This is a genomic window from Brevundimonas sp. (assembly GCF_027484365.1).
Classification (GTDB): domain Bacteria; phylum Pseudomonadota; class Alphaproteobacteria; order Caulobacterales; family Caulobacteraceae; genus Brevundimonas.
The window spans coordinates 68,723-92,464 of the sequence record NZ_JAIXTC010000008.1 but is presented as its reverse complement, the minus strand read 5'-3'; the positions used below and the strand labels follow the sequence as shown (position 1 = coordinate 92,464).

23 protein-coding genes are annotated in these 23,742 nt (G+C 68.4%); 10 read left to right on the top strand and 13 right to left on the bottom strand.

What is annotated here, in order from left to right; translation table 11 throughout:
- Window positions 1–696: 696 nt before the first annotated feature.
- The 8 genes from Q0044_RS03775 to Q0044_RS03740 all read left to right on the top strand — a co-directional run bounded on the left by Q0044_RS03775 (window position 697) and on the right by Q0044_RS03740 (window position 8,505).
- Window positions 697–1,947 (top strand): hydrolase, encoded by a 1,251-nt coding sequence (locus tag Q0044_RS03775; protein ID WP_298159773.1) that lies wholly within the window; start codon window positions 697–699, stop codon window positions 1,945–1,947.
- 2 nt (window positions 1,948–1,949) lie between these two features.
- Window positions 1,950–2,957 (top strand): arginine N-succinyltransferase, encoded by a 1,008-nt coding sequence (astA, locus tag Q0044_RS03770; protein WP_298159770.1) that lies wholly within the window; start codon window positions 1,950–1,952, stop codon window positions 2,955–2,957.
- Window positions 2,954–4,417 carry a succinylglutamate-semialdehyde dehydrogenase gene (astD, locus tag Q0044_RS03765; RefSeq protein ID WP_298159767.1) on the top strand — a complete coding sequence of 488 codons (1,464 nt, stop codon included), beginning with the start codon at window positions 2,954–2,956 and terminating at the stop codon, window positions 4,415–4,417. The genes astA and astD overlap by 4 nt, the downstream gene beginning before the upstream one ends.
- Complete coding sequence (astB, locus tag Q0044_RS03760) at window positions 4,414–5,748, top strand: N-succinylarginine dihydrolase (RefSeq protein ID WP_298159764.1); 1,335 nt, start codon at window positions 4,414–4,416, stop codon at window positions 5,746–5,748. Before astD ends, astB begins: the two co-directional genes overlap by 4 nt.
- A gap of 12 nt (window positions 5,749–5,760) precedes the next feature.
- Window positions 5,761–6,192: a hypothetical protein gene (locus Q0044_RS03755; RefSeq protein ID WP_298159763.1), complete on the top strand. Its 432-nt coding sequence runs from the start codon at window positions 5,761–5,763 to the stop codon at window positions 6,190–6,192.
- Between the two features lie 100 nt (window positions 6,193–6,292).
- Window positions 6,293–6,904, top strand: coding sequence for a DUF998 domain-containing protein (locus Q0044_RS03750; RefSeq protein WP_298159760.1), 612 nt, complete (start codon window positions 6,293–6,295; stop codon window positions 6,902–6,904).
- 11 nt (window positions 6,905–6,915) lie between these two features.
- Window positions 6,916–8,190 (top strand): MFS transporter, encoded by a 1,275-nt coding sequence (locus Q0044_RS03745; protein ID WP_298159758.1) that lies wholly within the window; start codon window positions 6,916–6,918, stop codon window positions 8,188–8,190.
- A gap of 3 nt (window positions 8,191–8,193) precedes the next feature.
- Complete coding sequence (locus tag Q0044_RS03740; RefSeq protein ID WP_298159756.1) at window positions 8,194–8,505, top strand: hypothetical protein; 312 nt, start codon at window positions 8,194–8,196, stop codon at window positions 8,503–8,505.
- 24 nt (window positions 8,506–8,529) lie between these two features.
- Here the strand turns inward: Q0044_RS03740 and Q0044_RS03735 are convergent, their stop codons facing one another.
- The 3 genes from Q0044_RS03735 to hspQ all read right to left on the bottom strand — a co-directional run bounded on the left by Q0044_RS03735 (window position 8,530) and on the right by hspQ (window position 10,110).
- Window positions 8,530–8,856 (bottom strand): hypothetical protein, encoded by a 327-nt coding sequence (locus Q0044_RS03735; RefSeq protein WP_298159754.1) that lies wholly within the window; start codon window positions 8,854–8,856, stop codon window positions 8,530–8,532.
- A complete protein-coding gene (gene phhA, locus Q0044_RS03730; protein ID WP_298159751.1) occupies window positions 8,853–9,728 on the bottom strand; it encodes a phenylalanine 4-monooxygenase in 876 nt (291 codons plus the stop codon). Before phhA ends, Q0044_RS03735 begins: the two co-directional genes overlap by 4 nt.
- 67 nt (window positions 9,729–9,795) lie before the next feature.
- Entirely contained in the window at window positions 9,796–10,110 is a 315-nt protein-coding gene (gene hspQ / locus Q0044_RS03725) for a heat shock protein HspQ (RefSeq protein WP_298159749.1), read from the bottom strand.
- Between the two features lie 148 nt (window positions 10,111–10,258).
- On the opposite strand from hspQ, the gene Q0044_RS03720 reads away from it, so the two are divergent.
- Window positions 10,259–11,377, top strand: a complete 1,119-nt coding sequence (locus Q0044_RS03720) for a Ppx/GppA phosphatase family protein (RefSeq protein WP_298159745.1) — start codon at window positions 10,259–10,261, stop codon at window positions 11,375–11,377.
- Here the strand turns inward: Q0044_RS03720 and Q0044_RS03715 are convergent.
- Genes Q0044_RS03715 through gyrA form a run of 5 tightly spaced genes read right to left on the bottom strand, consistent with a single transcriptional unit; the run spans window position 11,344 to window position 17,174 of the window.
- The gene (locus Q0044_RS03715) at window positions 11,344–12,243 is read right to left on the bottom strand and encodes a peptidylprolyl isomerase (RefSeq protein ID WP_298159742.1); all 900 of its coding nucleotides are present in this window, start codon (window positions 12,241–12,243) and stop codon (window positions 11,344–11,346) included. The genes Q0044_RS03720 and Q0044_RS03715 overlap by 34 nt on opposite strands.
- Entirely contained in the window at window positions 12,240–13,106 is an 867-nt protein-coding gene (locus Q0044_RS03710; RefSeq protein WP_298159740.1) for a peptidylprolyl isomerase, read from the bottom strand. The genes Q0044_RS03715 and Q0044_RS03710 overlap by 4 nt, the downstream gene beginning before the upstream one ends.
- Before the next feature lie 14 nt (window positions 13,107–13,120).
- On the bottom strand, window positions 13,121–13,603 hold the full coding sequence (coaD, locus tag Q0044_RS03705) for a pantetheine-phosphate adenylyltransferase (protein WP_298159736.1): 483 nt from the start codon (window positions 13,601–13,603) through the stop codon (window positions 13,121–13,123).
- 50 nt (window positions 13,604–13,653) lie between these two features.
- On the bottom strand, window positions 13,654–14,448 hold the full coding sequence (locus Q0044_RS03700) for an aminotransferase class IV (protein ID WP_298159733.1): 795 nt from the start codon (window positions 14,446–14,448) through the stop codon (window positions 13,654–13,656).
- A gap of 26 nt (window positions 14,449–14,474) precedes the next feature.
- On the bottom strand, window positions 14,475–17,174 hold the full coding sequence (gyrA, locus tag Q0044_RS03695; protein WP_298159730.1) for a DNA gyrase subunit A: 2,700 nt from the start codon (window positions 17,172–17,174) through the stop codon (window positions 14,475–14,477).
- Window positions 17,175–17,367: 193 nt separating this feature from the next.
- Here gyrA and Q0044_RS03690 point away from each other — a divergent pair, with 193 nt between their 5' ends.
- Window positions 17,368–17,937: a superoxide dismutase family protein gene (locus Q0044_RS03690; RefSeq protein ID WP_298159728.1), complete on the top strand. Its 570-nt coding sequence runs from the start codon at window positions 17,368–17,370 to the stop codon at window positions 17,935–17,937.
- 38 nt (window positions 17,938–17,975) lie between these two features.
- On the opposite strand, the gene Q0044_RS03685 is transcribed toward Q0044_RS03690, so the two are convergent.
- The 5 genes from Q0044_RS03685 to Q0044_RS03665 form a co-directional block, all read right to left on the bottom strand.
- Entirely contained in the window at window positions 17,976–18,884 is a 909-nt protein-coding gene (locus Q0044_RS03685) for a DMT family transporter (protein ID WP_298159726.1), read from the bottom strand.
- Between the two features lie 98 nt (window positions 18,885–18,982).
- Window positions 18,983–19,477 carry a single-stranded DNA-binding protein gene (locus Q0044_RS03680; protein WP_298159723.1) on the bottom strand — a complete coding sequence of 165 codons (495 nt, stop codon included), beginning with the start codon at window positions 19,475–19,477 and terminating at the stop codon, window positions 18,983–18,985.
- Window positions 19,478–19,587: 110 nt separating this feature from the next.
- Window positions 19,588–20,022 (bottom strand): hypothetical protein, encoded by a 435-nt coding sequence (locus Q0044_RS03675; protein WP_298159721.1) that lies wholly within the window; start codon window positions 20,020–20,022, stop codon window positions 19,588–19,590.
- Complete coding sequence (locus Q0044_RS03670) at window positions 20,019–20,732, bottom strand: hypothetical protein (RefSeq protein WP_298159718.1); 714 nt, start codon at window positions 20,730–20,732, stop codon at window positions 20,019–20,021. Before Q0044_RS03670 ends, Q0044_RS03675 begins: the two co-directional genes overlap by 4 nt.
- A gap of 90 nt (window positions 20,733–20,822) precedes the next feature.
- A complete protein-coding gene (locus Q0044_RS03665; RefSeq protein ID WP_298159716.1) occupies window positions 20,823–23,639 on the bottom strand; it encodes an NHL repeat-containing protein in 2,817 nt (938 codons plus the stop codon).
- Between the last annotated feature and the right edge of the window lie 103 nt (window positions 23,640–23,742).

The window sequence follows — 23,742 nt, the reverse complement described above, 5'->3', positions numbered from 1 at the left end:
TGAGAATTTTCGGCTCGCGCCGGGGCTCCGTCGCGACCGGTTCACGCGAGCGGCCGGTGACGGGCTTCGTGCAGCCTGTGAGGTCTGTGTCGTTTTCGACCCCCACGCTTTGCGCCGCTTAAACCCAGTCCGGCCTAGGCCCGCGACGGGCGGAGGGTGTCAGGGCCCTCCGGGCTCCACGGTTTGTCACCCCGTGGACAGTCCTGCATCAGCGCCGGTTCGCGCCTCCACAGATCCAGGTTTTCGCCGGATCAGGGTCCTCGGCCGCGCGCAGCGATACAGTTTCCCGCTCGATCGCGCCCCGCCGCACGTCCGGGTCCTGGGCCCAGGACGCCTTCCCCACGCGACGGGACGGAGGGAAGTGTACGCCGGGTTCGGAAGGGGGCGCACATAAAGGCTATAGATAGAGCCGGGCGTTGAATTCGTTGGGGTCCCGGGGGGATGTGTTGATGGGTATGGGGTGCTCTTCCTTCTCCCCTTGCGGGAGAAGGTGGCCGCGTAGCGGACGGATGAGGGGTTGTACCGCGATCGGAGTGAAGGCTTCCGGGGTTGAACGGAACGGCCGGTGCGACCCCTCACCCGCCGGCGCCAGGACGATCGCTGCGCTCTCGTGCGCCGCCTCCCTCTCCCGCAGGGGGAGAGGGGAAAAGGAGCAACGCCTTCACCTTTCTCTTCGCCCCGGCTAGAAGTCACCTCATGCGGATTCTCCCACAGGATCAGGCCGCCCTCGACCTGGTCGGGCGGGGCGAGGCCGATCTGATCGACCGCGCGGTTCGATGGGCGAACGTCAACTCCGGCAGCGATCATGCGGAGGGTCTGAATGCGACCCTCGCCCTGCTGGAGGCGGAGGCAGGACGACTGCCGGCCGAGGTGGAGCGCATCCCCACCCAGGGCTTCTCCACCGTCGGCGATGACGGGTCGGTACGGCCGCAGGCGCGGGCCGATGCGTTGAAGCTCACGGCGCGGCCTGAGGCGCCGATCCAGGTCGTCCTGACCGGCCACTATGACACCGTCTATCCGGCCGACAGCGCCTTCCAGAGCGTGCTCACGCGGCCGGACGGCGCGCTCAACGGGCCCGGGATCGCCGACATGAAGGGCGGCATCTCCGTCATGCTCGGCGCCCTGGCGGCGTTCGAGACCCATCCGGACCGGGAGCGGGTCGGCTGGACCGTCCTGCTGTCGCCGGACGAGGAGATCGGGTCGCCGGCCTCCGCCCCGCTGCTGGCCGGGCTCGGCGCGCGCGGGCATGTCGGCATGACCTATGAACCGGCCCTGGCGGACGGGACCCTGGCCGGGGCGCGCAAGGGCAGCGGCAACTTCCACCTGATCGTCACCGGCAAGGCGGCCCATGCCGGCCGCGCCTTCCACGAGGGCGCCAACGCCGTGGCCGGGGCGGCCATGATCGCGGCGGCCCTGCATGGACTGAACGGGCGACGCGAAGGCGTCACGGTCAATGTCGCCCGCATCTCGGGCGGCGGGGCCCTGAACGTCGTGGCCGACAACGCCGTGGTCCGGTTCAATGTCCGCGTGCCCGATGCCCAGGCCTCGGCCTGGATCACCGATGCGATCGGCGAGATCGTTTCGACGCCGCCGTTCACGGGGCTGACGCTGGACCTGCACGGCGGGATGACGCGGGCGCCCAAGCCGATGGACGCCAGCCAGACCGCCCTGTTCGAAGCGGTGCGCGAGACCGGCGCCCTGCTGGGTCAGGCCATCGCCTGGTCGCCGTCGGGCGGAGTGTGCGAGGGCAACAACCTGCATGCCGCCGGCCTGCCCAATATCGACACCCTCGGGGTGCGCGGCGGGCTGATCCATTCGCCGGAAGAGTTCGCCTGGCCCGACAGTTTCGTCGAGCGGGCGCAGCTGTCGTGCCTGATGCTGTGCAAGATCGCCTCCGGCGAGATCGATGCGCTGAAGCTCAAACAGTTGCGTCTGGAGACTCTGTAAGCATGCTCGTCGTCCGTCCCGCCGGTCCCGCCGACCTCGACCACCTGCTGGAACTGGCCATCCTGTCTGGGCCCGGCTTCACCAGCCTGCCCGAAGATCCGGACCAGCTTTCGGACCGGCTGGACGTGAGCCGCGACAGCTTCACCGGCGTCCTGCCGGTGCAGGAGCGCTGGTTCACCCTGATGATGGAGGAGACCGACACCGGCGACGTCGACGGCATCGCCAGCGTCAAGGCGACCGTCGGGCTCAAGCGGCCCTTCTTCTCGTTCCGCATCTCCAACAATCCGGCCCAGTCGCCGTCCCTGGGCATCCGGCTGGATCACCAGACCCTGACCCTGGTCAACGAATGCTCGGGCTGGACCGAGGTGGGGTCGCTGTTCCTGAAGGCGGACCGGCGCAAGGGCGGCGCCGGGCGGCTGCTGAGCCAGTCGCGCTACATGCTGATCGGGGCCCAGCCCGAGCTGTTCGCCGAGACCGTTCTGGCCGAGCTGCGCGGGGTGTTCACGCCCGACGGCGCCTGTCCGTTCTGGGACCATGTGGCGCACAAATTCTTCCCCATGCCGTTCGACCAGGCGGACATGATGACCGGATCGACGGACAAGCAGTTCATCCTCGACCTGGCCCCGCGCCATCCGATCTATGTCGACCTGTTGCCCGAACCGGCGCGGGCGGTGATCGGCAAGGTGCATCCGCAGGGGGTGGCCGCGATGGCCCTGCTGGAGAGCGAGGGCTTCCGGCCGAACGGACTGGTCGACATCTTCGACGCGGGGCCGACCGTGACCTGTCCGAGGGACCATATCCGGACGGTGCGGGATGCCCGGCGGCTGTCGGTCGTGGTGACCGAGGAGTTCGAGGCCGAACTGCCGGCCCTCGTCTCCACCGACACTGTGGAAGCCTTCCGGGCCGTGCGGGCGCGGGCGGCGATCGAGGGTGAGACGGTGCGGGTGACCTCCGAGACGGCGGCGGCGCTGAAGGTGCGTGACGGCGATATTGTGCGGGTGAAATCATGACCGACGGCAAACTCTATCTGAACGGAGCCTGGACCGAGGGCGCGGGCGACGGCTTCGCCTCGTTCGATCCGGCGACCGAGGCGCGGGTCTGGCGCGGGAACGAGGCGTCGGGCGCCCAGGTGTCGGCAGCGGTCGAGGCGGCGCGGGCGGCCTTCCCTGACTGGGCCGACCGGCCGCGCGACGAGCGGGTCGGGGCGATGAAGCGGTATCAGGCGGCGCTGAAGGCGCGGGCGCCGGCCTTCGCCGAGGCGATCAGTCGCGAGACCGGCAAGGCGTCGTGGGAGACCACGGCCGAGCTGGGATCGATGGCGGGCAAGGTCGATCTGTCGATCCGCGCCTATGACGAGCGGACCGGTGAGCGGACCTCGGAAACGGCGTTCGGCACCGCGACCCTGCGGCATCGGCCGCACGGGGTGGCGGCGGTGCTGGGACCGTTCAACTTCCCCGGCCACCTGCCCAACGGCCACATCGTCCCGGCCATGCTGGCGGGCGACACCGTGGTGTTCAAGCCGTCGGAGGAGACGCCGCACGCGGGCCAGCTGATCGCCGAATGCCTCGAAGAGGCCGACCTGCCGGCCGGGGTGTTCAACCTGGTGCAGGGCGGACGCGACGTCGGGGCCGCCCTGCTGGACCAGCCGATCGACGCCCTGATGTTCACCGGCTCGGGCGCGGCGGGCGCGCATTTCCGGCGGAAGTTCGCCGAGGATCCGCATGTGATCCTGGCCCTGGAGCTGGGCGGCAACAATCCGCTGGTGGTCTGGGACGCTGCGGATGCGGAGGCCGCGGCGGGCATCGTGGTGCAGTCGGCCTTCGTGACGACGGGGCAGCGCTGCTCGTGCGCGCGGCGGCTGATCGTGCCGGAAGGGGCGCAGGGCGATGCGATCGTCGAGGCGGTCAACGCCCTGGTCGAACGGCTGATCTTCGCGCCCTGGGACTCGACTCCGGAACCCTATGCCGGTCCGTTGATCTCGCAGAAGGCGGCGGAGCAGGCGCTGGCGGCCCTGCAGCAGCGGATCGATCTGGGCGCGCGGGTGGTCCGGGCGTCGGGGCCGGTCGACAACCTGCCGGGCGCCTTCGTGAAGCCGGCGATCCTCGACGTGACGGGGATCGAGGTTCCGGACGAGGAGATGTTCGCGCCCTTCCTGTCGGTGACGCGCGTGGGCTCTTTCGAGGCGGCGATCGCGGCGGCCAACGCCACCCGCTACGGCCTGTCGGCGGGACTGGTGTCGGACGATCCGGCGAACTGGGAGCGGTTCATCCGGCGCATCCGGGCGGGGGTGGTCAACTTCAACCGGCCGACGACGGGGGCGGCAGGCGATATGCCGTTCGGCGGGCTGGGCGCGTCGGGCAACCATCGGCCGAGCGCGTACTACGCCGCCGACTACTGCGCCTATCCGGTCGCCAGCTTCGAGGCGGGGGCGGTGAAGAACATCGAGGGCGAGATCAAGGGGTTGAGATGACCGGCGCAATCGAAGCCAATGCCGACGGCCTGATCGGGCCGACCCATTCCTATGCGGGGCTCAGCCCCGGCAACCTGGCCGCCATGGGCAATGCCGGGAACGCCTCCAATCCCCGCGCCGCCGTCCTGCAGGGCCTCGACAAGATGAAGCGGCTGGCCGACCTCGGCCTGCCGCAGTTCGTCCTGCCGCCGCATGAGCGGCCCGACATCGGATTCCTGCGCACCCTCGGTTTCACCGGTTCCGACGCCCGGGTGCTGGAGCAGGCCTGGAAGGACGCGCCCGCCTTTGCCGCCGCCGCCCTGTCCGCCAGCCCCATGTGGGCGGCGAATGCGGCGACGGTGACACCGAGCGCGGACGCGGCCGACGGGCGGGTGCATTTCACCCCGGCCAACCTGCATACCAATCTGCACCGGTCGCTGGAGCATGCGCAGACGAAGCGGGCTCTGGAGGCCCTGTTCCCCGATCCGGAGCGGTTCGCGGTGCATGACGCCTTGCCCGCGGTCGCCCACCTGTCCGACGAGGGGGCGGCGAACCATGTGCGGCTCTGCGCGGAGCATGGAGCGGCTGGGGTCAATCTGCTGGTCTGGGGCCGGGATGCGTTCGAGGCCTGGGACGGGCCCTACCCTGCCCGACAGACGCGGCAGGCGTCGGAGGCCGTGGCCCGCCGCCACGGGGCCTCGGGCGCGGTGCTGGCGCAACAGTCGCGGGCGGCGATCGCGGGCGGGACCTTCCACAACGACGTGGTCTGCGTGGGCGCGCTGGACACCCTGTTCCACCACGCGCTGGCGTTCGAGGACATGGCGGGAACCCATGCCGCGATCCGGGCGGCGGCGACCGGGTTCGAGCCGGTGTTCGTGGAGGTATCCTCCGCGGACCTGCCCCTGGCCGACGCCATCTCGTCCTATCTGTTCAACTCGATGCTGGTCTCGCTGCCGGGCGAGGACCGGCTGACCCTGATCTGTCCGACGGAGACGCGGGACAACGCCCGGGCCCATACGGTGGCGCAGGGGCTGGTCGCCTCGAACGGGCCGATCGGGCGGGTCGAGTATGTCGATGTGCGCCAGTCGATGCGCAACGGCGGCGGGCCGGCCTGCCTGCGGCTGCGGGTCGTGCTGAACGAGGCGGAGCTGGCGGCGACCAACCCGGCAATGCGGCTGACCGAGGACCTGCATGAGCGTCTGGCCGCCTGGGCCGGGCGCCGGTACCGGGACACCCTGGCGCCCGTCGACCTCGCCGATCCCGCCCTGATCGAGGAGAGCCGTGGCGCACTGGATGAACTGACCGGCATCCTCGGGCTCGGCTCGGGCTTCTATCCCTTCCAGCGGACCTGATCGGACCCGACGATGCAGAACCCGTTCCTGATCGCAGGCGGCGTGCTCAGCGGGGCGGCGTCGCTGCTGCATCTGGCGGTCATCGCGGGTGGGCCGGCCTGGTACCGGTTCTTCGGCGCGGGCGAGGGCATGGCGCGGATGGCGGAGCGGGGCTCGCTGACGCCGACCCTCGTCACCCTCGGCATCGCGACCGTGCTGGCCGTGTGGGCGGCCTACGCCTTCGCGGGGGCGGGACTGATTCCGCGCCTGCCGCTGATGCGGACGGCGCTGGTGCTGATCTCGGCGGTCTATCTGTTGCGGGGTCTGGTGCTGATCCCGGCCCTGATCCTCAACCCGGGCGGCGTCACGCCCTTCGTGCTGTGGAGTTCGCTGATCGTGCTGGTCTATGGCGTCTGCTACGCCGTCGGGACCTGGGTCGCCTGGCCCGCGCTGTCGGGGCGATGAGGCTGACGCACCGGATCGCCACCGAGGCCGACATTCCGCCTCTGGTCAGGATTTGCAAATCCCTGAAGGATGGCACCGCCGATTTCGGGGGAAAGTGAACTTGCGCCAACTCGCCTTCGCCTGCGCGATCCTGAGCCTGGTCATCCTCGCGGGGGCCGCGATATCGGCCGGTTTCGCCTACCCGGACTACGACCATCTGCGGCAGTACGTCAGCGAACTGGGCGCGACCGGTGCGACGACGGGGCCGGGCGTCAGCTATGCCTTCATGGCCTCTGGCGTCCTGCTGGCCGCATTCTGGCTGATGTGTATCCCGCTGTTTCCTCGCAGCCCGCTGGCGGTGATCGGCTTCGGACTGAGCGCGCTGAACGGTCTCGGCCTGATGTTCGGCGGGGTCTTTCCCTGCGACTTCCAATGCTCGCTGGCGAACCCGAGCCCGGCCGCCGTCCTGCATGATGTGCTGGGAGGCATCGGCTATCTGTGCGGCCTGGCCGGACTGGGACTGGTCGGACTGGCGGCGAGGTCATGGCCCGGCAGGCACAACCTGTTCAATCTCGCCATCGTCTGCGGGGCGCCCGCCGCCGGCGCCATCTGGCTGATCCACCCTGGTTTCGAATTCTTCGGCGGAGCCCAGCGCGTGCTCGAGATCGCCCTTGCCGCCTGGACGATCGGCGTCGCCATGGCCGTCCGCCGGCCCATTGAAACAGCCGCATGATGGAGGACCATATGACCCCCGCCCGCCGCCTGAAGAACATCATCGGAGGGTCGGCCGGGAATCTGGTCGAATGGTTCGACTGGTTCGCCTATGCGGCCTTCACCGTCTATTTCGCCCCGGTCTTCTTCCCGGAGGGCGACTCGACCGCGCAGCTTCTCGCCACCGCCGCCATCTTCGCGGTGGGCTTCCTGATGCGGCCGATCGGGGCCTGGGTCATGGGGGTCTATTCGGATCGCAAGGGGCGCAAGGCGGGCCTGACCCTGTCGGTCAGTCTGATGTGCGCGGGGTCGCTGCTGATCGCCTGCACGCCCGGCCATGCGACCATCGGCGTCGCGGCACCCGCCCTGCTTTTGATCGCGCGGATGATGCAGGGGCTGAGCGTCGGCGGGGAGTACGGGTCGAGCGCCACCTATCTGTCGGAGATGGCGACAGCGAAGCATCGCGGCTTCTGGTCCAGTTTCCAGTATGTGACGCTCATTTCGGGGCAGCTTCTCGCCCTGGCATTGCTGATCGTCCTGCAGCGGACGTTGGGCGAGGAGGCGCTGTCAGAATGGGCGTGGCGGATTCCGTTCTTCATCGGGGCAGGCCTCGCGGTCGTCGTCTTCTGGCTGCGCCGCCGCCTGGACGAGACCCGCGCCTTCCAGTCGGAGGAGACGCGGTCGGCACCGAAATCCAGCGCCCTGGAACTGGTCCTGCGTCACCCGAAGGAGGCGCTGATCGTCATCGGCCTGACGGCCGGGGGGACGCTCGCCTTCTATACCTACACGACCTATCTGCAGAAATTCCTGACCAATACCTCGGGCTTCTCCAAGGCCCAGGCGACGGAGATCTCGGCGGCGGCCCTGCTGATCTTCATGCTGATCCAGCCCCTGGTCGGGGCGCTTTCGGACCGCATCGGCAGAAAGCCCGTGATGATCGCCTTCGGGGTGCTGGGCCTGTTCTGCACCGTGCCGATCATGAGCACCCTGGCGGTCACGACCAACGCCCTCGCCGCCTTCGCCCTGTCGCTGGCGGCCCTGGTGATCGTGTCCGGCTATACGGCCATCAACGCCGTGGTGAAGGCCGAGCTGTTCCCCGCCCACATCCGCGCCCTCGGCGTCGCCCTGCCCTACGCCATCGCCAATGCGGTGTTCGGCGGCACGGCGGAGTACGTCGCCCTGTGGTTCAAGCTGGACGGCCGCGAGAGCCTGTATTTCTGGTACGTCACCGGGATGATCGGTCTGTCGCTGATCACCTACGTCCTGATGCGGGATACGAAGTCGAAGAGTCTGATCGTGGAGGATTGAGTCATGCTTCTCCTCGAGGAAATCTTAGCTGAGTCCCTATGCGCGACCGGGACCCGCGCGCTCACCTTCAGTCACATGATGTCCGTTCTCGAGGCCGGTCATCATGCGGGTCTCAAGCTCTTCACTGTGGACGTAGAAACTTCGGACGGTAGCCGTCCCCTTCCAGAGTGGATGTTCAGACTGACCGACAAGGAAGCTGCGGAGATGCAGACGGAACAAATCGTTCCAGCCGCATTGGAATTCTACGCGGCGAACGCCGCCGACGCCGAGCTGCGCGAGGCCATCTTCCTAGTCTATTTCGAGACCGCTGAGTGAGACCGGCCTCGTGTAGGCAGGCTCCTACGCTGCGGGAGCAGTAGCAGGTGGGACAGGTTCTACGGCGGGCTCGGCCGCCTCGCCATCGGCCAGATAGACCACACGGCACTCGCCATCGATCGTGGTGTAGCGGCCGTTGGCGGCGTCGACGAAGGCGATGCGACCGCCGTCGTTGTATTCGACCTTGCCCGTCGACCGTCCGGAGAAGGTCTCGGTCCCGTAGGTCCAGCAGGTGATGTCGGCGGGCTTGTCGCCCCAGGTGGCGGCGTTGCGGGCCCGCTTCGATTCGGTGCAGGCGGCGGCCGTGACGGCGAGGCCGGCGATCAGGACGAGGGCGACCGTGCGGGTCATGCCGCGAACCTTCCGCCCTTGTGGGCATAGGCCTGGGTGCCGTGGGTCAGGACCCTGTCGTACGGCTGGATGGCCTCAATGCCGATCTCGGAGGCGCCCTTCAGACGCTCGTAGATCGGGGCGAAGTCCTCGAGCGTCGCGTCGTTCAGGGCCTCGATCGAGGGGATGACGAAATAGACCTGCTGGAAGTCGTCGATGCGGTAGTCGGTCCGCATGATCCGCTCGAGGTCGAAGGCGATGCGGTTCGGCGACGGGTCGTCCAGGGCGAAGACGCTCTCTGATGCCGAAGACACGATGCCGGCGCCGTAGATGCGCAGGCCGTCGCCCTCATCCATCAGGCCGAACTCGACCGTGTACCAGTAGAGGCGGGCGAGGTTCTTGAGCATGCCCAGGCCCTGAGCTCTCTGACCGCCCTTGCCGTAGGCCTGCATGTAGTCGGCGAAGTTCGGGTCGGTCAGCATGGGGACGTGGCCGAAGACGTCGTGGAAGATGTCCGGCTCCTGCAGATAGTCCAGCTGGTCGGGCTTGCGGATGAACTGGCCCGACGGGAAGCGGCGGTTGGCCAGGTGGTCGAAGAAGACCTCGTCGGGTACCAGACCCGGCACGCAGACCACGGTCCAGCCGGTCAGGGCCTTCAGCTTCGGGTTCATCAGGGCGAAGTCGGGGATGCCGCCGGTGTTCAGGTCGAGCGCCTTCAAACCCTTCAGGAAGGCGTCGGCGGCGCGGCCCGGCAGAATCTCCATCTGGCGGGCATAGAGGGTGTCCCAGGTGTCGTGCTCGACCTGGGTATAGGCGCGCCAGTTCTGGGAGATCGTCCAGTCCGCCGCCGCGCCTTCGGGCGGGGTTTGAAAGACATGTTCGAAATCAGCCATCACGCGCTCCTTGAACCGGCAGTCTAGAGCCGCGGCGGCGAAGAGCCAACGGCCGGATCAGGCCCGATCAGTGAATCGGCTGCGCCCTGGGGGCGATGTGGCCATTGTGGTCCATGGAGAACCAGTGGGCCTGATCGGCCGCCGACAGGGGTGCGACGTCGGGCTCGTGTTCCAGCACGTTCTCGGCGGCATAGATCAGGAAGCCTGCGCCCTCGCCCATAGCCAGAACCCGATAGAAGGGCTGGTCGCGGTCGTCCGGACCGGGCTCGCCGGCCGGTCCCGCATAGGCGGCGTCGACATCGACAACGAGGCCGCGGAAGGACTCCTCACGGTGACGCACGATCTGTCCGAGGCCGAATTTCGCTGTCCGGGACTGGGTCATGATGAAGGGATACGACCCCGCACCTGAGCCGGATGCCTGCAGTCCCGTTCATCTTCGCGTCAGATAGGCTTGGCGCGGAAGGTTTTGGGACGCTAGGCTGTTCCGGACGGGCGCCCGTCTCGGTTGCGCCCACATGAAAGTTCGGCCCATGCCGGAACCCGACGGCGCGCCACGGCGGCGCGACGAGCGGTCCCGGGTCCAACGGGCGTCCATGCGGGAATCGTCGGGTCGCGACGGTCCAGTGTTCGGCGCCCTTGATCTGGGGACCAACAATTGTCGCCTGCTGATCGCGCGTCCGGCGCGAACCGGCTTCCGTGTGGTCGACAGCTTCAGCCGCATCGTCAGACTGGGCGAAGGCCTGTCGCGGACCGGGCGTCTCGACGCCGCCGCCATGGACCGGGCCTATGACGCCCTGGCCCTCTGCGCCGAACGGGTCGTGCGGCGCGGGGTGGACTCGGCCCGTTTGAGCGCCGTCGCCACCCAGGCCTGCCGTCAGGCCGAGAACGGCGAGGAATTCATCGATCGCGTCCGGCGCGGGACCGGGCTGAAACTGCGAATCATCGATCCGGCAGAGGAGGCCCGGCTGTCGGTGGAGGGATGCCTCAACCTGTTCGATCCGGGGGCCGAGGCCGTCCTGGTCATCGACGTCGGCGGCGGGTCGACCGAACTGTCCTGGCTGAGAAAATCGGGTGCGGAGATGAAGACCGTGGCCTGGATGTCGGCACCGCTGGGCGTCGTGACCCTGGCCGAACGGCATCCGGAGCCGGAGGCGTCGACCGACGCCTGGTACGAGGCCATGGTCGGCGATATGGGCGCGGCCCTGGCGGTCGGCACGTTCGACGACCCGGAATTCCGGCGGCTGTTCGCCACGGGCCGGGGCCATCTGGTCGGGACCTCGGGGGCGATCACCAGTCTGGCGGGCGTACACCTGAACCTGCGGCGCTATCAAAGGGACCGGGTCGACGGCCTGTGGATGACACGCACCGAATGCGACGCGGCGGCCGAGAGGCTGAAGATCCTGGGTCCGAAGGGCCGGGCGGCGGAAGCCTGTATCGGACCGGACCGCGCCGACCTGGTTCTGGCGGGGGCGGCGATCCTGGACGCGGTGCAGCGGGCCTGGCCCAGCGAGCGGGTGCGGGTCGCCGACAGGGGGCTGCGCGAAGGCCTGTTGCTGCAGCAGATGCGCGAAGCCCGGAAGCCCCAGCGGCGACGTCGCGGCCGGGGACGCGGGGGTCAGACCAGCGGGGCCGCCGCGCCGGAGACCTGAACCGGAAGGACGATGTCGCAGATGGAGAAGTCCGCTCCGCGGGCGGTGCGCACGCCGTCGGCGAGGGCGCGGAACGTCGCCGAGGACGTGTCCAGAACCTGAACCACCGGCCGCTCGGCCTCGGGCAGGTCTGACGCGATGCGGACCCGGTTCATGCGATCGGGCTCGGCGGTGACGGCGCCATTCTCGCCGTCGCCGACCTTGATGGCCCGCACGACGTCGAGGCCGGACACGACGTTGCCCCAGACGGTGTAGCGCTTGTCCAGCGCCGGATAGGGTTGGCGCATCAGGAAGAACTGGCTGTTGGCGCTGTCAGGCGCATCGTCCCGGGCCATGCCGGCGACGCCGGGGCAGTAGGCGCCCCAGCCGTGGACCTTGCCGTCGCCGGTGGTGGCCATCAGCGATGTCGGCTGGGTCTGGATCGGCAGGCTGTTCAGGAAGCCCAGCATGGCGCCGGCCGGCGAGGCGACGGGGCTGAAGGGGGTCTCTGGTCCCCGGCGGAAGGTGAACTCGGCCTTGATATCGGGATAGGGGCTCTGGCCCTCGCCGTTGCCGAGAGGATCGCCGGTCTGGGCCATGAAGCCGTCGATGACGCGATGGAAGACGATGCCGTCAAAGAAGGCCCGGCGGGCCAGAAGCCGCATCCGCTCCACGTGCAGGGGCGCGGCCTCCGGCGCCAGTTCCACCAGGATCCGGCCCCGGTTGGTGTCGATGATCATCAGGTTGTCGGCCGGGACGGTGCGCCAGTCCGCAAGCGGCGCAGCGGCCGCCGCAGCGGGAGCGGTCGCGGCCGTCTCCTGCGCCAGGGTCGGGGATGCGCCCGCCAGAACCAGACCGATCGCCAGAGCCGTCAACCGCATCGTCATCCCCCTGAAACTTCCGCCACCGGCTGCACGTCGCAAACCGTGAACTGGGTACCCCGCGCCGCGCGAACCTCTTCGACATGGGCACGGAACGCGGCCGAGCGGGCATCGAGCACCCGCACTGTCGGACGCTCGCCTTCCGGCAGGGCGGCGGCGGTGCGGACGTGGGTCATCGTATCCGGATTATCGGTGACGGCGCCGTCGGCGCTCGCCGGGCCGGGCTTGAGCAGGCTGACGACCTCCAGCCCCGACACGATGCGGCCGAAGGCGGTGTAGGTCCCGTTCAGCACCGGATTGGTCGCCATCATCAGATAGAACTGGCTGTTGGCGCTATCGGGCGAGCCGGAGCGCGCCATGCCGGCCACGCCGGTGCAGAACAGGCCGCTGGCGTCGGTCTTGAAGTCCGCGGTCACCATCATCTGTGCGTCCGGCTGGGTCACCACCGGCAGGGAGCCGACCAGGCCGACGATGCCTGCCGGAGCGCCGCCCTCGACCGCAGCGAACTGGGCGTCGCGGCCGCGGCGGAAGGTGAATTCGGCGGCGATGTCGGGCAGTTCCGAGCCGCCCTGCCCCGTGCCGAGCGGATCGCCGGTCTGGGCCATGAAGCCGGTGATGACCCGGTGGAACTTCAGTCCGTCATAGAAGCCCTGATCGGCCAGGGTGCGGATGCGCTCGACATGACGCGGCGTCGCCCGCGGCTCAAGCTCGACCAGGATCCGGCCCTTCGACGTGTCGATGACCAGCAGATTCTCCGGCGCGATGGTGCGCCAGTCGCTCGCGGCCGGGACCGGAGCCGTCTGGGCCGGGACGACGGAGGGCGCGAAGGCCGACAGGACGGCGGCGAGGACGTAAGGCGTGATCTTCAACTGAAAGTCCGGTTCTAGCGTTTGACGCGGTCGCGCACGGCGGCGGCGACGGCGGGGCTGACGAAGCTGTCGATGTTTCCGTCCAGCCGGGCGATTTCCTTGACCAGTCGCGAGGCGATGGCCTGGTGGCGCGGATCGGCCATCAGGAACACGGTCTCGATGTCGTCATTGAGGCGCTGGTTCATGGCCGTCATCTGGAACTCGTACTCGAAGTCCGCGACGGCGCGCAGACCGCGCACGATGACGTTGGCGTCGAGCTTCTCGGCGAAATGCATCAGCAGTGTGGAGAAGGGCTGGACCTCGATGTCCGCATTGATCCGCGCGACCTCGGTCTTCACCATCTCGACGCGCTCGGCGGTCGAGAATAGCGGACCCTTGTCGTCATTCTGGGCGACGCCGATGACCAGCTTGTCGACCAGCTTCACAGCCCGGCCGATGATATCCATATGGCCGTTGGTGACGGGGTCGAAAGTCCCCGGGTAGAGCCCGATCCGCATGCGTTTTCTCCCCGCCGCGAGGCCTGATTAGCAGGCGTCGCGGGCCTGGCCTAGATCGCCTGAGGCGGGTTCGACGACCAGGCGCGGGCGAGCCGTTCGATCCGCTCCGGCGCGGCGCCGAACACCTTGTCGCCGATGGCCGTGATCGGACAGGCCGGGGTGGCGCTGTTGCACAGGAAGGCGCCGTCGAAGGCGTCGAGATCGGAGACGTGTACGGCGGCGGTGCGCTGGGTCATGCCGACCTCGGCGAGGCGGCTGGAAATCAGCGCCTTGGCCACGCCGTGCAGCATGGGGGCTTCGGGCCAGGTGACGGTGTCACCGGCGAGGAAGCCGATGTTCCAGGTCGCCCCTTCGGAGATGAGATCCTCGGCGTCGGCGAAGAGGGCGTCGTCGAAGCCGGCCTGTCGCGCCAGACGGCGGGCCCGGATCAGAGGGAAGATGGCCGTGTGTTTGAGTTGGGCCTCTGTGCGGACATAGGCCCGGACCTGGGCGCGAACAGAGGTCGCAAGTGGAGACGGTGCGGGCGAAACCGAGGTCATCACCTTGGGCCGAACCTCGGCCGAGGGGCTGCGGGGAACGATTTCCGGCGCGAACAGGCTGAGGCGGATCCAGGCGTCGGGCCGGTCGGCGACGGCGGTGCGGATCAGGCCCCGCAGACGGTCTTCGCCGACCGGTTCGCCGAACAGCTCGATCGCCGACGCGTCGATCCGGGCCAGATGCAGGTCGAGCCCTCGCACGCCGCCGTCCTCCACCCGGAAAGAAGTGTAGGCGCCGTAGTTGACCAGGGCCAGATAACGCAGGTCGTCGTCGGTCGGCGGCAGGCCGTCGATGAGAAAGTCAGTCACGGTTCCCTCTCCCTTCGGGAGAGGGATCAGGCCTCGCCGTCACCCTCGACCTCGGGTTCGTCCCCGCCGCCTGAGTCCGCCAGACGTTCGACCGACACGACCTTCTCGCCCTCGCCGGTCTTGAAGATGGTGACGCCCTGGCTGGAGCGGCCGACGATGCGGACCTGACTCACGCGGGTGCGGATCATCTGGCCGCTGGAGGTGACCAGCAGCAGGTCATCGGAGTCCTCGACCGGGAAGGCGGCAGCCAGGCGCGTGCCGGCGCGACCGCCGAGACCGTGGGCCGTCAGCCCCTGCCCGCCCCGACCCGTGCGGCGATATTCGTAGGCGGAGGACCGCTTGCCGAAGCCGGTCTCTGTGACCGTCAGGATGAACTGTTCGGCGGCGCCCAGTTCGGCGATGCGTTCGACGCTGAGGGCGGCGTCGCCCGAGCCTTCGGCCTCGTCGTCCGCCTCGACCACGGCCGTGTCATCCTCACCGTCGGTGGCGCGGCGCATGGCGTTGGCGTGTTTGACATAGGCGGCACGTTCGTCCGGCGTGGCGTCGACACGGCCCAGAACGGCCATGGAGATCACCGCGTCGTCGCCCTGCAGCCGGACGCCGCGCACGCCGGTGGAATCCCGGCCCTTGAAGACGCGGACGTCGTCGGCCTTGAAGCGGATGGCCCGGCCACCGGCGGTGGTCAGAAGGACGTCGTCCTCGGCGGTGCACAGGGCCACGCCGACCATGTGGTCGCCGTCTTCCAGCTTCATCGCGATCTTGCCGGCCCGGTTGACGGTGGCGAAGTCGCTGAGCTTGTTCCGGCGCACGTCGCCCGAGCGGGTGGCGAACATGATGTCGTAGTCACCCCAGGTCGTCTCGTCCTCGGGCAGGGGCAGGACGTTCATGATCGAATCGCCCGGCTCGATCGGCAGCAGGTTGACGAAGGCCTTGCCGCGCGAGGTCGGGGCCCCCAGCGGCAGGCGCCAGACCTTCAGCTTGTAGGCCTTGCCGTTGGTGGCGAAGAACAGGACCGGGGTGTGGGTCGAGGCGGAGAAGACGCCGACGACGGCGTCCTCGTCCTTCATCGTCATGCCGGACTTGCCCTTGCCGCCGCGATGCTGGGTCCGGTAGGCGTTGAGGGCGACGCGCTTGACGTAGCCGCCGTGAGTGACGGTGACGACCATGTCCTCGCGCGGGATCAGGTCCTCGTCTTCCAGCTCGAAGTCGCCTTCGCCGATCGTCGTGCGGCGCGGCACGGCGAACTCGTCCCTCACCTTCAGCAGATCCTCGCGGATGATGGCGATGATGTTCTTGCGGTCCGACAGGATCGTCAGGTGGCCCTGGATGGTGTCGGCCAGGCCGCGCGCCTCGCCGAAGATGTCGTCGCGGCCGAGGCCGGTCAGGCGGCTCAGCGTCAGGCCCAGGATGGCGCGGGCCTGTTCGTCGGTCAGCTTCAGGCTGTCGCCGTCGATCAGCACCGAGCGGGGATCGGCGATCAGCTCGACCAGGGCGATCATGTCGCCGACGGGCCAGGCCCGGGCCTGCAGACGTTCGCGCGCCTCCGCCGGATCGGCGGAGGAGCGGATGATGTGGATGACCTCGTCGATATTGGCGACGGCGACGGCCAGACCGACCAGGACGTGGCCGCGGTCGCGGGCCTTGGCCAGCTCGAACTTGACGCGGCGGACCACGACCTCTTCGCGGAACTCGAGGAAGACCTCGAGCATCTTGCGCAGGCCCATCTGTTCCGGGCGGCCGTGGTTCAGGGCCAGCATGTTGACGCCGAACGACGACTGCATGGCGGTGTAGCGCCACAGCTGGTTCAGGATGACGTCTCCGGACGCGTCGCGCTTCAGCTCGATGACGATCCGCATGCCCTGGCGGTCCGATTCGTCGCGGACGTCGGAGATGCCTTCGAGGCGTTTCTCGCGCACCATCTCGGCGATGCGCTCGATCAGGGTCTGTTTGTTGACCTGGAACGGCAGCTCCGTGACCACGATGGCTTCGCGGTCCTTGCGGATGGTCTCGACCGAGGCGACGCCGCGCACGACGACCGAACCGCGACCGTCGCGCAGGGCGTTGCGGGGCGCGGTGCGGCCCAGAATCTCGCCGCCCGTCGGGAAGTCGGGACCCGGGACGATGTCGAGGATGGCGTCGTCGGAAATGTCGGGGTCGTCCAGCAGGGCCACGGCCGCGTCGACGATCTCGCCGAGGTTATGCGGCGGGATGTTGGTGGCCATGCCGACGGCGATGCCGCCTGCGCCGTTGACCAGAAGGTTGGGCAGGCGCGCCGGCAGGACGACGGGCTCGAGTTCCTTCTCGTCGTAGTTCGGCTGAAAATCGACGGTGTCCTTGTCGATGTCGGCCAGCAGGGCGCTGGCGGCCGGGGCCATGCGCGCCTCGGTGTATCGCATGGAGGCCGGCATATCGCCGTCGACCGAGCCGAAATTGCCCTGGCCGTCGATCAGCATCAGCCCCATCGAGAAGGGCTGGGCCATGCGGACCAGGGCCATATAGACCGAGGCGTCGCCGTGCGGGTGGAAGCGGCCGAGCACGTCACCGACGACGCGGGCGCATTTCGAATAGCTGCGCTCGGGCGTCATGTTCAGGTCGTGCATCGAATACAGGATGCGACGGTGAACCGGCTTCAGGCCGTCACGGGCGTCCGGCAGCGCGCGGCTGACGATCACGCTCATGGCGTAGTCGAGGTAGGAGCGTTTCAGCTCGTCCTCGATGGAAATCATGGAAATGTCCGAGCCGCCGACCGGGGGAGGTGCGGCGTTTTCGTAGCTGTCGTCGGTCAAGGATTTTGGGCTTTAGATGGCCGGAATCGGAACGTGATCCGCTATGGTGATTTCTAGCACTCGTGGGTCCGGGAGGCAAAGTTTCGCGGGCTTTTTCCGAGGCGCCCGGCCCATCCGTGAAAGGACCAAATCCATGCGCACCGCCGCCCTCGCCGCCCTGATACTCGCCGCCCCCCTCGGGGCCTGCGTCAGCGTCACCGCCAATGACTACGGCGACCATGTGATGGCCCGCGCCGTCCCGGGCGATTTCGGCGAGGCGACGCTGATGAACGCTTCAGGCGCAAGAACCGGGCGGGCCGTACTGACCCAGGGGGCGACCGGCCTGTTGATCCGGATCGAGGTCTCCGGCCTGACGCCGGGATGGCACGGGGTCCACATCCATTCGGTGGGCCAGTGCGCCGCACCGTTCACGTCTGCGGGCGCCCATGTGAACCACGGGATACCGGCAAAGCCCCACGGCCTGCTGAGCGCAGGCGGTCCGGACGACGGCGACCTGCCCAACATCTTTGCCGCCTCCGACGGCACGGCCACGGCCGAACTGTTCACGACCCGGGCGCGGATCGCCAGCGAAGGCCCGGGTGAATGGCTGTGGGACGCAGACGGTTCGGCGATCGTGATCCACGCCAACCCGGACGATCATGCCTCCCAGCCGATCGGCGGAGCGGGCGACCGGGTGGTCTGCGGCGTGATGGCGGCCGGCTGAGGCCGGCGCGTCGCCGGGCACGAGTCGTGGCCCGGCCGTCAGGCCCCCGCGGCACCCGCGCGCAGGCCTCGCTCCGCGAGGGCCACGACCGCCACGCCGCCCATGGTCAGGGCGGCACCGGTGAGGATCTGGGGCGTCAGGACGTCGCCCAGGAGCCCCCAGCCGATGGCGATAGAGACCACCGGGGTGGCGAGGAAATAGGGGGTCACCCTGCCCGCCTCGCGCTTCTGAACCAGCCAGAACACCATCGAGGTGGCGAAGACCGACGACACGATCCCGGCCCAGAGCAGACAGATCCAGACGAGCGGCGTCGCATCCCGGATTGCCTCGACCTGACCATGCTCGGTGAAGGCAGATCCGAAGGCCAGGGTCGGCAGGGCGAACAGAGCCAGGAGACCCTGCATCTTCAGCGGCGGGATCGAGGTGGTGCGACGCGCGATGACGGTCGTCATGCCCCAGCAGGCGCTGGCCGCCACGCCGATTACGATCGCCTTCCAGTCTTGAATGGCGTGGGCGTCCAGCGACATCCAGGCCACGCCCGCGAGGGCCACGACCAGCCCTCCCAAGGTGAACCGCGTCAGCTTTTCGCCCAGCACCAGGAAGGCGAAGAGGGCCGTGAAGGGAATCCACAACTGGGTCGCGACCGACACCGGGCTGACGTCGTCAGCCAGCCAGAAGGCGAGATACAACAGGCCATAGTGGAACGGCCCACCCAGGATCACGATGATGGCCAACGATCGCCAATTCGGAAACGGCGGCCGCACGAAGGGAATGAGACAGACGGCGGCGATGGCGAAGCGGAGGGTCCCGACCAGCAGCGGCGGCATGACCTCGGTCGCCACCTTGGCCGCGGCATTGTTTGCTCCCCAGATCACCACGATGGCGGCGATCGCGCCGATCTCCAGCAGGGTCAGGGGACTATGGGGCTTGTCGGGAGTTACGGGCACGGACGGCCTATCGCATGCGCAAACAAAAACGTCGGCTCACAATGCATGAGCCGACGTTTCGCAGCAGGTGAAGCGCTCTGACGCTAGAATGGCCCCTGTCAGAACGGAATGTCGTCGTTCAGGTCGTAGCTCTCGCGGGGGCCGGAAGGCTTGTTGGCGCCGCCGGTGGAGAAGCCCGACGAATAGTCGTCGTCGTTTCCGCGACCGCCCGATCCGCCGCCCTGCGACGCACCGCCCCCGTCACGACCGCCCAGCATGGTCAGCTGACCGTTAAAGCGGCCGACGATGACCTCCGTCGTGTACTTCTCGACGCCGTCCTTGTCCGTCCACTTGCGCGTCTGCAGCGAGCCCTCGACATAGACGGTTGAGCCTTTTTTCACATAGTTTTCAACGACCTTGACGATGTTGTCGTTGAAGATCGAAACCCGGTGCCACTCGGTCTTCTCCTTGCGCTCGCCCGACGACTTGTCGCGCCAGGTTTCGGAGGTCGCCAGCGAGAAGTTGGCGATGCGGTCGCCGTTCGGCATGGAGCGGATCTCGGGGTCGCGACCCAGATTGCCGATGAGGATGACCTTGTTGACGCTTCCCGCCATGATGAAATTCTTTCTCTGATCGCTCCCGGCCGCCATTCGCGACAGGGGCCTGAAATCCTCGGCCCGCAGGCTGGGCCCGCAGAACCGTTAACACGTGTTCCGAGTTTGTTCTACTGTCCCGGGAACGTCGGCGCAGCTGCTTCCTCGACCACCACGCCCAGTTCAGTGACGTCCCGTTCGATCGCGCCCGGCACCGCCAGACGACCGTCGCCGGTTCGCGCCAGGGCGAAGAAGCGCGAGCCTTCCAGCGTCCGGCCGAAGGAGACTCCGCGGCGGTCGACGAAGATGAACTGGCCCTGGTAGGCGCCGGTGATCTCCTGTCGCGTACTGCCCAGGCTGCGGAACCGCAGGCGCACCTCCTCGAGGCGGGCGGCGCATGTCTCGATCTGCGCCTGGTCGCGCGCGACGACGTTGAAGACGGGCGCTCCGTCCTTCGTCTCGATGGCGTAGCAGACGCCGACGTCGGTCGGGGCCTTCACCTGCTGGGTGCAGCCGGCGATGAGCGACGCCGCCAGGATCGACGCGATCAGAAAGGGACGGATCATCCGTTCAGGCTCGGGAACTGGCAGCTGCGATCCTGGTCGGCCAGAATGCGGAAGCGGGTGTTGTCGTTGGACTGTTCGACCCGCCTCGGCACCAGACGCAGGGTCAGGTTGCCGTGGCGGCCGTACTGGGCGTCTCCGGGACGGACGCAGGTGCCGGCATAGAGGGCCTGGACGCACTGGTTGAGGGTCATCCGGCCCAGCTCCCGCCAGTCCGAACCGGTGTAACGAAGGCAGGGTGTTCCCGACGCGCGTTCGACGCGGGGTTCGGGTTGCTGGACCTGCGCCTCGGGCTTGCCGGGGACGACGGCGTCATCGGGATCAGTCACCCCGACATCGGCCGTCTCGACCGCCGTCGGCAGGGTCGGCGGCGGAGCGAAGGAGGCCGTGGGGGCGGCGGCGAGATTGCCGCTCTCGTCCAGCCCCACGTCGAGGGCGTCGGTCGCCAGACCGTTGCGACGGGCGCAGTCGGCGAGGGTCGCCATGCCGACGAACTGGCCGTCGACGAAGCACCGCAGCTCGCGCGTCGGCTCCAGTGACGGCGCATCCGCCAGGTCGACCTGCAGGCCGCCGGGGCCTTCCTCGGTCTCCGGCGCCTTGGGCGCGGCCGGTTCGTTGCCGCCGCTGAAGACGAGGGCCAGCACGACGGCAGCCAGGACCGCAAGGCCTACGCCGATGGCGATGATGACGCGATTGTCGGTGGGAAGTTGCATGAAGCGGAGCTCGCGAGGCGTCGGGCCTTGGAGGCCTCAATAACCCCGTGCGCCCCGTGCGCGTCAACCGCGAACAGAAACGGCCCCCGGCTATCCGCCGAGGCGGGCGAGCGCGGCCTGATAGTTGGCGAGCTGGTTGGTCAGATAGGCGGGCACAGGTCCGGAGGCGGATGCCGAGGCATCCTGGGGCGCCAGGCCGCGATAGGCGTCTCGGATCACCTTGAGCGCGCCCTGGACCTTCTCGCCGGCGGCCGTGATCGAGGCCGCATTGCTGAGGTTCAGATTGCCGGGGAGACCGAGTCCGAAGGTCTTCACAGACTTGTCCGCCGCAGCCAGTCCGACGTAGCCCGCCGAAAGGCCGAGTCCCAGAAGGGCGTCCCTGCCCGTCTCGCCGGAGGTCAGGATGGCGCCGGTCTTGCCGTCCTTGGCCATGATCGACAGGCGCTGGACCCCGCCGGTCGTGGTGGTGGTCTCACCGTCCTTGCCCGTCACCGCCCCGCCCTCGGATGCGACAGTGACTTTCAGCTTGCCGCCCGAGGCCACGCTGATCTTGCGCGCCAGGGTCGCGAGCGTGTCCTTGGCCTCGATCGTCACGGCTGAGGCCCGGCCGCCGTTGGCGGGGCTGATGTAGAAGCGGTCGCCGACGCGGAGCGAGGTGGCGTCGATCAGCCTCTTGGAATCGCTCTGGTCGGTCTCGCCCTGTGGCAGGCCGAGCCGGTCGAGAACACTGGCGCCGCCGGATGCGACCGCCAGGGTCATGGGTTTGGCCTGGTCGCCGTCGCCGGACCAGGTGCGGGTGTATTCGACCGCGCCGGTCAACGGGTCGAGCCGGGTCAGATAGGCCTTTGTCGGGTCGGTGTCCTTGGCGGACGGGTCGCGGTCGGCGATGCCGGTGATCCACACCTTCCCGTCATGGACCTTCACGTCGGCGGCCGAGTCCTCCCCCGCGCCGCCGTACCAGCTGAGACGGTCGGTCCCGGCGGCGGTCAGATCGGTCGAAATGGCGGCGACGAAGACGTCCTTGCCGCCCGAATGGGTCGTCGTGGTCGTTCCGGCGGACAGCCCGCTGTCGCGGCTCGTCCCTGTCAGGATGACCTTGCCGTTCGATACGGCGATGCCCGCGATGTCGCCGGAGATGACGCCCATGTCGCGGGTCGAAGCCAGGGTCGGAACCCCTGTCGAATCGAGGGTGAAGCGGCGCACGACGGCGCGGCCGTCCTCAACGCCGGCTGTATAAAGGCTGGAGCCGTCGACGGTCATTGCGTCGACGCTGTCGTCTGCGCCGGTGCCGAACTGGGACTGTCCCACGGCCTTCGTGACGATGCCGGCCGTCGGATAGGGCTCGCCGGCCTTGAAGGCCTGGACGTAGCCGTCCCAGCCGCCGATCGACACGGCCCCCGAAATGGCGGACTTCGAGCGTCCGCCGATATAGACCAGTCCGCCGTCACCGAAGGAGACGCTGGTCGCCTCATCGGCGGCTCGGGCGCCGCGACGCTGGGTCCACTGCTCCTCGCCGTCCTTGTTGAAGACGGTGACGAAACTGTCGGCGACGTCGGCGACTTCCCCGGCCTTGCCGGCGTCCGTGTTCGAGGTGTTCAGCGAACCGGTGACCGATCCCGCGACCGCGACGTCGCCGTTGTCGTCGATTGCAATCGCATAGCCGCTGGCGGTGGAGGAGGCGCCCAGGGTGCGGGTCGCGACCAGCCGTCCGGCGGAATCATACTTCATCAGGGCGACGTCCTGGACGCCCTTGATCGGCTGACTTGTCCCGCCGGTGGTGACGTCGCCGACGACCCAGAGTGAGCCGTCCGGTCCGACGGCGCTGGCGCGCACGGTCGAGACGCCGTCGGGCATCTTCTCCTGGGAGATGCGGCCGTCGACCCAGTGGGTCTCTCCGACATTGCCGCCTGTCGGCGCCGCCGCCGTGCCGCCGTCGCTCTGGAACTTGAGGATCTGGTTGGTGGTCTTGGCGGCGACCGTCGTCTTGGTCGTCGTCAGCCCGTTCACGGTGGAGGTCACTGTCGTGGCGGGCGAGCCTGCCGACTGGACGACATAGACGGCATCGGAGGTTTCGGCGGCCGAGAATCCGACGGTTTCGGTCGAGCTCCCCCGGATCGCCAGCGCCCATCGATCGGGACCTGCGGGCAGGGTCACGGGTTTGCCGGCGACCTGAACCGTCTGGGGCGTGGCCTTGATCTGGTCGCGGCCGATCCGGGTCTGGAATCCGGCCGCCTCGAGCTTGCCGTTGATGAAGCTGGTGACGCTGTCCATCGTCCGGGGCGTCGCGCCCATTTCGCCGAGGTCAATCGGAACGGCCGTCGTCTGAGTGCCCAGGCCGGCGGGCGTCTTGATGGTGATGTTGAACCGTGTGTCGCCCTCGAACGCCTTGACCGGCGTGTCCAGCGAGCCTTCGTGGATCGGGCCGGTGATGGAGTTGGAACTGTCGCGGGGGACGGCGGCCGTGGTCTTGGAAGACGAGGACGAGGTTCCCTGCACCAGGCGCAGGGCATCGAAGTCGGCCTTGCCGATGTAGGCGCTGATTTCGGCCAGGCCCGAGGCGAACCGCTTCTGGGTCAGCGCCAGATCGGTGGATGTCAGGCCCTTCGTCGAGGCGCGGTTGGCCAGGGCGTTCAACGTCTCCAGGCCCTGATAGAGGGCGAACAGCTTCCTGTAGTCGCCCGAGGCGCCCTTGACGTCCAGCTGGGCGGCGTCCTCGTTGATGAAGGCGCGCCCCCCGAGCGCGGCGCGGACCAGGGCGTCAGGTTTGGGAGCGGTCGCCTGGGCCGAGGTGCTCCAGGGCGCGGTCGGCTGGGCTTTTTTGGTGACGAGATTCGATACGGCGGCCGAGGTCGAGGGGTCGTAGGAACCCCCGTACAAACCCAGCAGATAGTTGTTGTTGACCGCCACTCGATCCTCCGCTCGCAAGGGTATGCGAGCGGGCTCAATGCGAGATTAACGTCCGAGCAGGGAACGATGGAATGCGAATCGTGTTGTGATCTCGTCAGACAGG